The organism is Sphingomonas sp. BK481 (assembly GCF_014194875.1).
Taxonomy (GTDB): Bacteria; Pseudomonadota; Alphaproteobacteria; order Sphingomonadales; family Sphingomonadaceae; genus Sphingomonas; species Sphingomonas aerolata.
The window spans coordinates 104,171-117,505 of sequence record NZ_JACIAP010000001.1; the positions used below are offsets into that span (position 1 = coordinate 104,171).

Below are 13,335 nucleotides of genomic sequence, written 5' to 3' on the forward strand. Positions count from 1 at the left end.
GCGCCAACGAAAAAGCCTGTCGCGCGAGAGGCGCGACAGGCTGTTCGATCAGGCGGCGGGCGGGCCCGCCACGGTGATGGGTCGGGGGCTTACTGGCAGGCGAGGCACTCGTCATAATCCTTCGATTCCACGTCGATCTGACGCAGGTCGATGGTGTTGTCCGCCTCGACCCCGCCCGCGAAGCCGGCGCGCTGCACCGACTTGGAGCGGAGATAATAGAGCGACTTGATGCCGAGCTCCCAGGCGCGGAAGTGGAGCATCAGCAGGTCCCACTTTTCGACGTCCGCGGGGATGAACAGGTTCAGCGACTGCGCCTGGTCGATATAGGGCGTGCGGTCCGCGGCGAGTTCGAGCAGCCAGCGCTGGTCGATCTCGAACGACGTCTTGTAGCAGTCCTTTTCCTCGGTCGAGAGGAAGTCGAGATGCTGGACCGAACCGCCCTGTTCGAGGATCGAGTTCCACACCGCGTCGGAGTTCTTCGACTTCTCGGCGAGCATCTTCTCGAGATACGGGTTCTTGATCGAGAAGCTGCCCGAGAGCGTCTTGTGCGTGTAGATGTTCGCCGGGATCGGCTCGATGCACGCCGACGTGCCGCCGCAGATGATGCTGATCGACGCGGTCGGTGCGATCGCCATCTTGCAGCTGAACCGCTCCATCGCGCCGACATCGGCGGCGTCGGGGCAGGGCCCGCGCTCGATCGCGAGCTGCATCGAGGCTTCATTCGCCTGCGCGTTGATGTGCTTGAACATCCGCAGGTTCCATGACTTCGCCATCGCGCCCTCGAACGGGATGCCACGTGCCTGGAGGAAGCTGTGGAAGCCCATGACGCCGAGGCCGACCGAACGCTCGCGGCCGGCCGAATAGGCGGCGCGTTCCATGCCGGGCTCGTGGCGGTCGATATAATCCTGGAGCACGTTGTCGAGGAAGCGCATCACGTCCTCGATCAGGCCCTTCTCGTCCTTCCACTGATCCCAGGTTTCGAGGTTCAGCGACGACAGGCAGCAGACCGCGGTCCGCTCGTTGCCGAGATGATCCTTGCCGGTCGGCAGCGTGATTTCCGAGCACAGGTTCGAGGTCGAGACCTTGAGGCCGAGTTCGCGGTGATGCTTGGGCATCGCCTTGTTCACGTGATCGGCAAAGACGATGTAGGGCTCGCCGGTCTGGAGACGCGTCTCGACGAGCTTCTGGAACAGCGAGCGCGCGTCGACGGTGGCGCGGATCGCCTGGTCCTTCGGCGACCGCAGATGCCATTCCTCGCCGTTGCGCACCGCCTCCATGAACGCGTCGGTGATCAGCACGCCGTGGTGGAGGTTCAGCGCCTTGCGGTTGAAATCGCCCGAGGGTTTGCGGATCTCGAGGAATTCCTCGATCTCGGGGTGCGAGACGTCGAGGTACACCGCGGCCGAACCGCGGCGCAGCGACCCCTGCGAGATGGCGAGGGTGAGCGAATCCATGACGCGGACGAACGGGATGATGCCGCTGGTCTTGCCGTTCAGGCCGACCGGCTCGCCGATGCCGCGGACATTGCCCCAATAGGTGCCGATGCCGCCGCCGCGCGAGGCGAGCCAGACATTCTCGTTCCAGGTGTCGACGATGCCGCCGAGGCTGTCGGGGACCGAGTTGAGATAGCAGGAGATCGGCAGGCCGCGACCGGTGCCGCCGTTCGAGAGAACGGGGGTGGCGGGCATGAACCAGAGCTTCGAGATCGCGTCGTAGAGGCGCTGCGCGTGGCCGGCGTCATCGGCGTACGCAGACGCGACGCGGACGAACAGATCCTGATAGCTCTCGCCCGGGAGCAGATAGCGGTCCTTCAGCGTCTCCTTGCCGAATTCGGTCAGCAGCGCGTCGCGGCTGTGATCGACCTCGACCGGGTAGATCTGCGCGCGCACGGAATGGCTGTCCTGCGCTTGACGCGGCGCCTTGGGGGCCTCTGCTGCGGGCGTGTCGAGGGTCTGTTCGATGGTGTCGGTCGTCATGTCGCTATCCCGGCTGCTGTCTCTGAAATCCAAAAGACCGCTCCTAAAATTCTGTAATCGTTCGAATCGGGAGCATATCCCATGCTATCATCGGGCAGATCAAAAGCAGAACAAAAACTGATCGGCAGCGCGTGGTCACGCCTGTCGACAATCAGGGTGGCAGCCCGAGGGGCGCACCATGTTCTACCAGAGATAGGGCCTGCCGCTGTAAGTAGCCCCCAGATACTGTGCCAATCCCGCAGCGGGTGCAAGCCGCTAGTTGGCCCGTTGCGGCCCTGCCCGGGGTCGATGGGGGTATCGCGAGGCAGCGGCGGCGGCGCGACGCGTGGATCTGCGCCGGGTTCGCGATACGCAAGCGGATTTCGCGCCTTTCGAAATATTTTCGAGCGAGCCGCGCGCGCCCGCGGTCAGCCCGCGCGGCGCATCCCGCGGACCAGCGGCGGGGGGCCGAGCCGTTCGATATCGACCGGATGATCGAAGGCGAGCCCGGCGCGGCCGTCGCGCAGCCAGCGAATCTGCGCGCCGATCATCTGCCCATCGACGAGCTCGATCGAGACCCCGGCCCCGGTCGGATCGCCGCGGACCATCAGCCCCTCGACCATCGCCCCGCTGGTCGAGATGTCGCGGACGCGGACATCGACGAGCGTGTCCTCGACCAGCAGCCGCGCCGAGCGCAGCATCCGCACGCGCGGCGCACGGCTAGTCTTGAACCCGGCGGCCGTCGCCACCCCCGCGGCGGTGGCAAGCTGTTCCATCACCACTTCGTTGAGGACCGGGCGGCCATAGACATAGCCCTGGATATGGCTGCAGCCGAGATCGCGGACCAGCGCGATCTCGTCCTGCAGCTCGACGCCCTCCGCGGTCGTCTCCATGCCGAGCGTGTCAGCGAGCATGACGATCGCCTTGATGATCGCGGCATTGCGGTTGCCGGGCTCGGCCGCGCCCTTCACGAACGACTGGTCGATCTTGATCTTGTCGAACGGCGCGGTGCGCAAATAGCCGAGCGACGAATAGCCGGTGCCGAAATCGTCGAGCGCGAGCCGGACGCCGATTCCTTTGAGCGCCTTGAACATCTGGTCCGAGGACGCGCTCTCGTCGAGGAAGACGCCCTCGGTGATCTCGAGCTCGAGCCGGTTGGCGGGCAGCCCGGACTGGGCGAGCGCGCTGGTGACGAGGGCTGGGAGCGCGGGGTTGGCGAACTGGATCGGCGAGACGTTGACCGCGACGCGGACGTCGGCAGGCCAGCGCGCGGCGGCGTTGCACGCGGTGCGCAGGACCCAGGTGCCGATCGCCTCGATCAGCCCGCATTCCTCCGCGATCGGGATGAAGTCGGCGGGCGACACGGGGCCGCGCGTCGGATGGTTCCAGCGGATCAGCGCCTCATAGCCGACGATCCGCGTCGACTTGGTGCTGACGACGGGCTGGTAGCAGAGGTGGAACGCGCCCTCGGTCACCGCGATGCGCAGATCGTCCTCGAGCTGCTTGCGCGATTTCGCCCCCGCCAGCATGTCGTCCGAATAGAAGCGGTGGACGCCGCGGCCATCGGCCTTGGCCGCATAGAGCGCGAGATCGGCGTTGCGGATCAGCGTCTCCGAATCCTTGCCGTGCTGCGGCGTGATCGCGATGCCGATCGAGCAGCCGATCGAGACCGACGCGCCGCTGATGAAATAGGGCTGCGACAGCGCGAGGATGAGCTCGCGCGACAGGGTGCTGAGCGTGTCGCGGTTGTCGACGCCGGGGAGCACGACCTGGAACTCGTCGCCGCCGAGCCGGCCGACCAGCCCTGCGTCACCGACGACGCGCGTGAGCCGCTGCGCGACCTGTTTGAGCAGCAGGTCGCCTGCCTGATGGCCGAGCGTGTCGTTGACCGCCTTGAATCGGTCGAGATCCATCAGGAACAAGGCGGTCGGGCGGTAGGGCCCGGCCTGCTGCGCGAGCGTCTTGTCGAGCGACAGCCGCATCCGCTGGCGGTTGGCGAGCCCGGTCAGCCCGTCGAACAGCGCGAGGCGGTTGATCTCGGCATCGGCCTTGCGCTTTTCGGTGAGGTCGAAGCCGGTGCCGATAAAGCCCTGAAAGCGGCCGATCTCGTCGATCACGGGTCGGCCAGACATCGACCACCAGCGCTCGGGCGCGGGGTCGGCGGCGGCGCAGACCGAATAGTCCGAGAAGGAGGTGCGCGACGACAGATGGAAGGCGAGCGTGCGTTCGGTGCCGGGTGCCTCGCTGTCCATGCGGAACAGGTCGGTGAGGATGCAGCCGACCAGCCCGGACGACGGGTCGCACCCCTCCTCCGGATCCGACGGCGGCGGGAGCGCGTGCGCCATCTTGGGCGAGATATAGGTGATGCGACCGCGCCGGTCGGCTTCCCAGAACCAGCCGGGGCCGTAATTCTCGAACTCCGCCATCAGCTTCATCGCGAGCCGGCCCTCGCTCGACTGGTCCGCATGATCGAGCGCGAGCGCATAGTCGATCCGCGCCATCCGGTAGGCGACCGCGGCAAACCCGGCAAAGGCGGCGATCGCGACGACCGGCGCGATCCCGACGCCCGACAGCACGGTCAGCATCAGCGCCAGGCCGATGCCGAACCCCAGGGTCGCGGCGCGCACGGCATAAAGCGTGATCGCGGTCACGCTGATCGCGCCGACGATCGCGACCAGCCCGGCGAGCTCGATCGGCCCGCCCGGCAGCTCGACGGTGACCCAGAGCAAGGACAGGAGCGCGGCGGAGAGCCCGGCGGCGCAGGTCGCGAGCACCGCGTTGCGGCGATGGATCGGCCATTCGCGCAGCGTCGCGCTGCGCACCGTCGCAAAGGCCGCGCCGGACAGCAGGGCGATCACCCCCGCATGCACCGCCACCGCCGCGATCAGCGCCGGCTGTGCCGCCAGCGAGACGCCGAAGACGATCGCCGCGGCGACCAGATGCGCGATCAGCGCGACCGGCCAGACCGCGCCGACCTTGGCGAGGCGGACATGCTGCGCGGCGCTCCACGCATCCTCGTCGCTTTCGACGAGCCCGAACAGGATGAGGCTCGTGGCGTCGGGATGATCGCGGAGGGGAATGGCGGGGGAGCGCGAGAACATACCGCGAGCGTACCGCATCAGCGGTTGCGCAATTGCCCTCCGATCATGCTTAACAGGCCGTAAGCGCCTGCATTTATCAGATAAACAGCCCGGTCAGCCAATAGGTCGCCGCCCCGATCGCGGCGGCGGCGGGCAGCGTCACGGTCCAGGCGATGATGATGTTGCTGGCGACGTTCCAGCGCACCGCGGACAGGCGTCGCGCGGCACCCACGCCGACGATCGCGCCGGTGATGGTGTGCGTCGACGAGACCGGCACACCCCAGAAGGTCGCGGCGAACAGCGTGATCGCGCCGCCGGTCTCCGCGCAGAAGCCCTGCGCGGGGGTCAGCCGGGTGATCTTCGACCCCATGGTGTGGACGATCCGCCAGCCGCCCGACAGCGTGCCGAGCGCCATCGCCGCCTGGCAGGACAGCACGACCCAGAAGGGCACGTGGAACTCGCCGCCGAGCAGCCCCTGCGAATAGAGCAGCACCGCGATGATCCCCATCGTCTTCTGCGCGTCGTTGCCGCCATGGCCGAGCGAATAGAGCGCGGCGGAGATAAGCTGGAGCTTGCGGAAGCGCTTGTCGACGCCGAGCGGGGTGAGCTTGAGGCTGGTCCAGGCGACGAGCAGGACGAGCAGCAGCGCGAGCAGCAGCCCGACCGCGGGCGAGACGAAGATCGCGCTGACGGTCTTGATCACGCCGCTCCAGACGATCGCGCCGAAGCCGATCTTGGCGACGCCCGCGCCGAGCAGCCCGCCGATCAGCGCGTGGCTGCTGCTCGAGGGGATGCCGAGCACCCATGTGATGACGTTCCACGCGATCGCGCCGATCAGCGCGGCGAAGATCACCTGCGCGTCGATCACCTGCGCATGGACGATGCCGGTGCCGACGGTCTGCGCGACGTGCAGGCCGAAGACGGCAAAGGCGATGAAGTTGAAGAACGCCGCCCAGAGCACGGCATATTGGGGTTTCAACACGCGCGTCGAGACGACCGTCGCGATCGAGTTCGCGGCGTCGTGCAGGCCGTTCAGGAAATCGAACAGCAGCGCGATGCCGATCAGGCCGATAAGGACCGGAAGCGAGAGGATCATGCGGGGATGCTCCCCCGAGCCTGCATTGGCGTCATCGCGGCGCCTCCCACCAGTTTACCTCCCCGGCGGAGGCCGGGGTCCAGTTGGAGAGGTCGCAGTAACGGTGCGCTGCCTTCAGCCATGGCCGTCCCCCAACTGGGCCCCGGCCTTCGCCGGGGGGGGCCTTGGGGGATGTCGCGGGCCGAAACGACGCGTCACGCATGGTCGATGACGAGTCCCTGGATCTCGTTGGCGACGTCTTCGAAGCGGTCGACGATCTTTTCGAGGCTCGAATAGATTTCGCGGCCGATGATGAAGGCCATCGGGTCGGCATGGCTCTTCGACGCGGCGAAGAGTGCGCGCAGGCCGGTGTCGTGGATGTCGTCGGCGTGACCCTCGATCTGGATCAGCCGGGCGGTCAGGTCGTGGAGGCGGCCGGCGTTGCTGCCGAGCGAGCGGAGCAGCGGGATCGCCTCGGCGGTGATTCGCGCGGCCTCGACGATGATCCCCGCCATATCGCGCATCTCGGGCGCGAATTCGGTCACCTCGTACAGCGCGATCGCGTTGGCGGTGCCGTTCATCTGGTCGATCGCATCGTCCATCACGCCGATCAGGTCGGTGATCGCGCTGCGGTCGAACGGCGTCACGAACACGCGGCGGACGTCCTGCAGGACCTCGCGCGTGATGTCGTCGGCCTCGTGTTCGCGGCGCACGATCTCGGCGATCTGGCTTTCGATCGAGCCTTCGCCGTGGAGCAGCCGGGCGAGCGCGTCGGCGCCCGCGACGAGCGTCGCGGCATGCGCGTCGAACAGCTCGAAGAACCGCCCCTGCTTGGGCATGAGTGCCTGGAACCAGCCCAGCATCGGAAAACGCCTCCTCATTCGTGACCGCAGCACCGGCAGCACGCGTTGTTCGAACGCCACCGGGATCGGTGGCTTTCGGAATCCTCGGATCAGAGCCTTGAGTTCGGGCTCGTCGACCGCGGCGGCGGCCTTATCAGGCGGAAACCACCGTGTCTCGCGCTGATCCCGCTCGGGCCAGTCCGCGACCTGTTCGACGACCTGCATCGGATAGACGCTGACGATCATCGGCCGGAGACGCCCGCTGCGGCGCCGCTTGTCGTAGCAGAAATCGCCGACCGCGCTGGGGCAGGGGATGCCGCGAATCCCGGCTTCCTCGAACGCTTCCTGCGCGGCGGCCTCGTGCGAGGCGAGGCCGGCAATCGGATTGCCCTTGGGGATCACCCAGCGCCGCGTCTCGCGCGAGGTGATGAGCAGGATCTCGGCGGATCCGTCGGCGGTGATCCGGTAGGGCAGGGCAGCGATCTGACGGATCGGTCGGGTCCTCGGGCAAGGTCAAACCCGATGTCTGACACGCACCGCGCGCGAGCGCCAGACGCTCCGCAAAGGTGGCGTGGCGGATGAACCGCCACGATCCGCAAGGGGATGGCGTGGCGGGGTTACCGCCACGCCGGCCGTATCAGCGGAACTTGCCGCTGAGCGAGACACCGATGATCCGCGGTTCGTTGAACACCGCGGCCATGTAGTTCTCGATCACGCCCTTCAGGTTCTTCTCGCCGGTGATGTTGCGTGCGAACACCGCGAGTTCATAGGCGTCGTCGGGCGCGGCATAGCCGATCTTCAGGCCGCCTTCGAAGTTGCCGTTCGCGGTGAACTCCTTGGTCTTGTAGAGCACGAACTGCGTATAGCCCTGGATGTTAAAGTCGCCCGCGATGAACGCGCGACCGCCATTGCCGAGCGGCTGGTCGTAGCGTGCGGTCAGGTCGACATTATACTCCGGCGCATTGGGCAAAGGCTCGCCGTCGATCTTGACGAGGAAGGTCGTGCCGAACGCCCCGGGCACCGGGCGGACCGCCGCGGAGGGCGTGCAGACGACCGCGTTGTTGAGCGCGCAGATCTGCACCTCGGTCGTCTTGTCGCGAATCGCGCTGTGGAGCAGGCTGAGCCCGGCGCCGAGCGTGAGGTTGGGAACGGGCTTCCAGTTCGCCTCGGCCTCCATGCCGTACGCCTCGGCCTTGTTGCCGTTGAACAGGATGCCGTTGCCGTTGAGATCGTTGCCGTTGAGCTGGATGTCGTTGACGCGGTAGCCGAACACGGTCGCGTTGAGGCTCAGCGTGTTGTCGAGCAGGCGGGTCTTGATGCCCGTCTCCCACGACAGGATCGTCTCCGAATTGGCGGTCGAGAAGTCCGAGTTGAACACCGCCGAGCGGCCCTGGATCGTCGGTCCGCGGAAGCCCTGTGCAATGCGCGAGTAGAGGCTGATGTCGGGGCTCGCCTGGTAGAGGAGGCTCGCGTCCCAGCTCGGCTTGGTCGCCTTCAGCGTGACGTCGGTGCGGAAGTTGGCCGGATACTGGCTGATACCGGCGACATTCTGGACAAGCTTGAGCAACTGCGTACGCTTCTTGTCCTCGGTGATGCGGCCGCCGGCGGTGAGCGTCAGCCGGTCCATCAGCTCGTAGCTGACCTGACCGAAGCCGGCCCAGGAGGTGTTGACGTCGTGGAGGCGGACCCAGTTGTTCGGGTTGCGCTGTGCGGTCGTCAGGAAGAAGGTCCGCTGGTAGAAATCGGTGATATCGCGCGTGTCGAAATACAGGCCGCCGACCTGCCAGTTGAAGCGGCCGCCCTGCGTGCCCGAGAGACGCAGTTCCTGCGACCACTGGTCGAGATCGCGGATCTGGCCCTGCGACTGGCCGAAGCCGTTCGCCGTGCCGCGGACGGGGAAGTTCGCGCCCGCGCCGCCATCGGTGTCGCCGCGGCTGAAGCCCGAGGTGGTCTCGTACGCGGTGATCGAGGTGAGCGCGGCAGGACCGAAATCATAGGTCGCGCGGACCGAGCCGCCATAGGTGGTGTAGCTCTGCGGATTGTCATTGCCTTCGTCGAGCGCGACGACGTTGCGCGGTTCGGCCTGGACGTCGTTCGACCCCTTCTTCAGCGCGGCGCGGTGGAACAGCGTCGAGGTGCCGTCATACCAGCGGGCATGGCCCGACAGGTCGAGCGAGAAGGCGTTGCCCGGGGTCAGCGCGAGCTGGACGCGGACGTTGCGGTCGTCGAAGCCGCCCATCGCGTTCTTGCGCGGGGTCGCGGTGCTGTCCTGCGTGACGCCGGCATAGACGTTGTCGACATAGTTTTCGCGGTGCTGGAGCAGCGTCGAGACGCGGATCGACAGCAGGTCCTTGATCAGCGGGCCACCGACGCCCGCGTCGACGCTGACGCTGCCATAGGTGCCGACCGAGGCCGAGGCGCGGCTGTCGAAGTCGTTGGTCGGCTTGATCGTGTCGAACTTGATGATGCCCGCGGTCGTGTTGCGGCCGAACAGCGAGCCCTGCGGGCCGCGCAGCACCTCGACCTGGCGGACGTCATAGACCGGGTTCGACTTCAGCACGACATGCTCGAGGATCACGTCGTCCTGGATGATCGTGACCGGCTGCGACGCGCCGAGGTAGAAATCGATGTTGCCGAGACCGCGGATGTAGAAGCGCGGGAAGATGCGGCCGGTGGTGGTCTCGACATAGAGGCCGGGGACGCGGCCCGACAGCGACAGCAGCGTGTCGTCGCCACCCGCCTGGAACGCGCGCAACGCATCGCCCGAGGCGACGCCGACCGACAGCGGCACGCGCTGGAGATTCTCCGAGCGGCGTTCGGCGGTGACGACGATCTCGCCGAGGCCGTCTTCAGCGGGGGTGGCAGCCGGGGCGGTGGTCGTGTCCTGGGCGGCGGCGGGCAGCGCGGCGAGCAGCAATGTCGCGGGTGCGATGCCGCGCAGGAGCGACGTGGTCAGACGGGTGCGTGTCACGGTGATATTCCCTGGATGATCTTCTTGGTTTTACCGAAGGGACACCCGACGAGCCGCGCGCGCCGATCGCGGCCACCCCCGTGGACCGTGATCGCCGTCGCGCGGCTCATGCTGTCGCAATGCCCCCCGGCGATGCGCTAGGCGCGGATCATGTTGGAAAAATGACAGTCGGCGCATCCGGCTGCCACGGCGCGAATTTGGGCATGACGGCGGCGAAGAGCGGGCTTGCGAGATAGCGGCCCAGCCAGTCGTGGAGCGCGGGGAGGGGGAGCGTGTCGAACCAGGCGCGGTCGGTCTGCGCGAACTGGCGGACGAAGGGGAGTATCGCCATGTCGGTCAGCGTGAAGCGGGGCGCGACGAGATGGCCGGTGGCGTGCAGCCGCGCGTCGAGATCGGCGAGGATCGCGGCGGCGGCGGCGCGGTGCTCAAGCGGGTCGGTCGCGTGGCGATCGGCATATTTGTAGCGGTCGAGATGATGCTTGAACGCGCCGTCGTTGGTCGCGATCAGATCGGTGTCCTCTCCGGCGAGCCAGTCGAGCGGATCGGCTGTGGCGAGCGCCCAGTGCATGATGGCGAGGCTCTGGTCGATGACGCGGCCGTCGGGGAGGATCAGGACGGGGACGGTGCCCTTGGGGGAGGCGGCGAGCATCGCGGCGGGCTTGGCGCGCAGGACGATCTCGCGGAGCTCGACCGCGATGCCGCTGGCGACGACCGCGCTGCGGGCGCGGATCGCGTAGGGGCAGCGGCGGAAGCTGTAGAGGATGGGGAGCATGGGTTGGGTATAGGGGGCGGGGGACGGCGCGTCTCCGGGCTGGTTCGCGCGCCGTCGCTCGCGAGGGTTTCTGCTGGCTCCTTGCGCTCGCCCCACCCCGGCGGAGGCCGGGGCCCAGTTGGGAAGGTTTTCGTGATGGCGGGCGGGGGATTATCACCTTGGTCCCCCCATCTGGGCCCCGGCCTTCGCCGGGGTGGTGTTTAGGAGGGTGGGCTCGCCTCTGTCTACCACCCCGGCGGAGGCCGGGGCCCAGTTGGGAAGGCGGTTGTGATGGCGGGCTGGGGGCTATCACGTTGGTCCCCCCAACTGGGCCCCGGCCTTCGCCGGGGTGGTGCTCCTTTTCTGGGCGTGGGGAGTGGCCCCTCCCGTTACAGCCCGAAGCGGAGCGTCGCGCGGATGTCGCGGCCGGCTAGGGGGGCGAAGTCCTTGAGGAAGCTGGCGTGGCGGCGGGCTTCGACGTCGAACAGGTTGTTCGCGCTGAGCAGGATCGAGGTCTTGCTGTCCTTGCCGAACGGGTTGAAGCCCAGGGTCGCGTTGACCATCGTGTAGCCGTTGGTGGTCGTCTCGAACGCGGCGATGCGGTCCTGGTCGAAGACGTGCTCGACCTCGAGCCGGCCGTTGACGCGGTCGCCCTGTGCCTCGATCCCGCCGAGCACGCGCATCGGCGGGATGCGCGGCACGGGGCCGTTGTCCACGATCGTCGCGCGGACATAATCGCCGAGCAGGTCGGCGTTGAGGACATAGCCGCCGATCTGCGCGAGCCGGACCGAGGCATTGGCCTCGAACCCGTAATAGCGCGCATCCGCCTGCTGATACTGGAAGCAGGGCAGGTCGACCTCGCGCCCCGACGGATCGGCGGCGGTCTGGCAGACGCTCTGCGCGACCTGGTTCTCCGAGATATAGTTGGAGAAGTCGTTGTAATAGGCCGACGCGTCGAAGCTGAAGCCGTCGCCATGCGCGTGGAGCGTGCCCTCGATGCCCCAGCTCTTCTCGAGCTTGAAGTCGGGGCTGCCGAATTCATAGGCCTGGGTGCCGGCATGGCCGCCGTTTGCGAACAGCTCCTCGGCCGACGGCGCGCGCTCGGTGTGCGAGAGGTTGACGCCCAAGCGGACCGCGTCGGTCACGCCGTAGGAGGCGCCAAGCGAGCCCGAGACCGCGTCGAAGCTGCGGCTGCCGCGGAAGAAGCGGAGATCGTCGAGCGGCGTCTTGGCGGAGAGCGACGTCGTCTCGTAGCGCAGCCCGCCCTCGGCCCGGAATGCGCCGGCGCTGTATTGCTGGAGCGTGAAGAGGCCGGTCTGGTTGGTCTCGTTGCGCGGCAGGAAGGCCTCGTCGCCGTTCACGTCGAACAGGCGGTTGAAATATTGCACGCCCGATGCGCCCTGCCAGCCGCCGCGATTGGCCTGGACCAGTTCGATCCGGCCTTCGGTGCCGTTGTTGAAGAAGGCGGTGCCGACGCCGCCATCGGGTTCGAGCTCGAAATGGCGATAGGTGGCGTGGCCCGCGCGGACGCGGATCTTGTCGAGGAAGCCGCCGCCGGTGTTGATCTCGCCGCGCAGGTCGACGCGGTTCTGGACGACGTCGAGGCGGGGCGCCTCCTGCTCCTGGCCGACGGCGGTCGCATAGCGGATCGGCACGCCGTAGAGGCTGTCATAATGGCTGTACGACACGCCGAGATTGCCACCATCGGTGATGATCGACGCGCCGACACCCGCGGTCCAGGTCTCGGACTGGGTATTCGGGAGCTTGCCGCGGAGCGCGGCGGAGCCGGCGAAGTCGATCGGCTCGTCGGTATCCTGCGGCAGGCCGACCTGGCTGAGCGCGGCGGCGCGCGCCTGCGACGACAGGATGTTGCCGCCAGTGCGCAGATTGCCCGACTTCAGATAGGAGCCGTCGGCGTGGAGGACGAGGTGCTGGCCGACCGCGACGTCACCCGCGCCGCCGCCCGAGCGCTCGTTCGCGGCCGAGCCGTAGGTGGCGATGCCGTTCACGCGGTAGCCATTTTCGGGGACGGTGCGCGGGATGCGCGTGTCGATGACGTTGACGACGCCGCCGACCGCGGACGAGCCGAACAGGAGGGCAGACGGGCCGCGCAGCACCTCGATCCGCTCGGCGAGCAGCGGGTCGATGATGACCGCGTGATCGACCGAGGTGTTCGAGACGTCGATCGAACCGATCCCGTCGGTCAGCACGCGGATGCGCTCGCCCTGGAAGCCGCGCAGGATCGGGCGCGACGCGCTGGGGCCGAACGAGGTGGCGGACACGCCGGGCTGGCGCGCGAGCGTCTCGCCGATGGTCGGGCGCAGGTTGCGGGTGAGCTCGGCGCCCGAGAGGATCGAGGTGCCCTGGAGGACGTCGGTCTCGCTCTGGCGGACGGGGGCGGTGACGAGGATCTCGGCGGCCGCGCGCGGGGCGGGGGTGCGGGTCGGGGCTGGGGTTGCGGCAGGCGTATCGGCCGGTGCGCCGGTCGGCGGCGTGTCGGTCTGGGCGGTCGCGGCGGTCGCGGCGAAGACCGCCAGCGCGCTGATCCCGATGAAAGTCTTACGCATAGAAACGCTCCTTGAACCCCGGAGCTGTCGCCTAGCGCGAATGATGTATCATATCAAAGAAGATGTTCGCAGTTGCGGAAAATTGGGCGGCGGG

General features: G+C 67.6%; 7 protein-coding genes. All 7 read right to left on the reverse strand.

From position 1 onward, the window contains the following. Positions 1-89: 89 nt before the first annotated feature. Positions 90-1,976, reverse strand: coding sequence for a ribonucleoside-diphosphate reductase subunit alpha (locus FHY04_RS00465; protein ID WP_409349135.1), 1,887 nt, complete (start codon positions 1,974-1,976; stop codon positions 90-92). A gap of 407 nt (positions 1,977-2,383) precedes the next feature. Continuing rightward, complete coding sequence (locus FHY04_RS00470; RefSeq protein ID WP_260171251.1) at positions 2,384-5,074, reverse strand: EAL domain-containing protein; 2,691 nt, start codon at positions 5,072-5,074, stop codon at positions 2,384-2,386. A gap of 58 nt (positions 5,075-5,132) precedes the next feature. Further along, positions 5,133-6,131, reverse strand: coding sequence for an inorganic phosphate transporter (locus FHY04_RS00475; protein WP_031394897.1), 999 nt, complete (start codon positions 6,129-6,131; stop codon positions 5,133-5,135). 194 nt (positions 6,132-6,325) lie between these two features. Continuing rightward, a complete protein-coding gene (locus tag FHY04_RS00480) occupies positions 6,326-7,444 on the reverse strand; it encodes a DUF47 family protein (RefSeq protein WP_056679450.1) in 1,119 nt (372 codons plus the stop codon). A gap of 145 nt (positions 7,445-7,589) precedes the next feature. Beyond that, positions 7,590-9,929 (reverse strand): TonB-dependent receptor domain-containing protein, encoded by a 2,340-nt coding sequence (locus FHY04_RS00485; RefSeq protein ID WP_183935427.1) that lies wholly within the window; start codon positions 9,927-9,929, stop codon positions 7,590-7,592. 142 nt (positions 9,930-10,071) lie between these two features. Further along, positions 10,072-10,695, reverse strand: coding sequence for a glutathione S-transferase (locus tag FHY04_RS00490; protein WP_183935057.1), 624 nt, complete (start codon positions 10,693-10,695; stop codon positions 10,072-10,074). 368 nt (positions 10,696-11,063) lie between these two features. After that, positions 11,064-13,241: a TonB-dependent receptor domain-containing protein gene (locus FHY04_RS00495; RefSeq protein WP_183935058.1), complete on the reverse strand. Its 2,178-nt coding sequence runs from the start codon at positions 13,239-13,241 to the stop codon at positions 11,064-11,066. Positions 13,242-13,335: the final 94 nt, after the last annotated feature.

Excerpts from the sequence above, each read along its gene's own strand:
- FHY04_RS00495 (WP_183935058.1), bottom strand. The coding sequence starts at position 13,241 with ATGCGTAAGACTTTCATCGGGATCAGCGCGCTGGCGGTCTTCGCCGCG.
- FHY04_RS00470 (WP_260171251.1), bottom strand. The coding sequence starts at position 5,074 with ATGCGGTACGCTCGCGGTATGTTCTCGCGCTCCCCCGCCATTCCCCTC.
- FHY04_RS00475 (WP_031394897.1), bottom strand. The coding sequence starts at position 6,131 with ATGATCCTCTCGCTTCCGGTCCTTATCGGCCTGATCGGCATCGCGCTG.
- FHY04_RS00465 (WP_409349135.1), bottom strand. The coding sequence starts at position 1,976 with ATGACGACCGACACCATCGAACAGACCCTCGACACGCCCGCAGCAGAG.
- FHY04_RS00490 (WP_183935057.1), bottom strand. The coding sequence starts at position 10,695 with ATGCTCCCCATCCTCTACAGCTTCCGCCGCTGCCCCTACGCGATCCGC.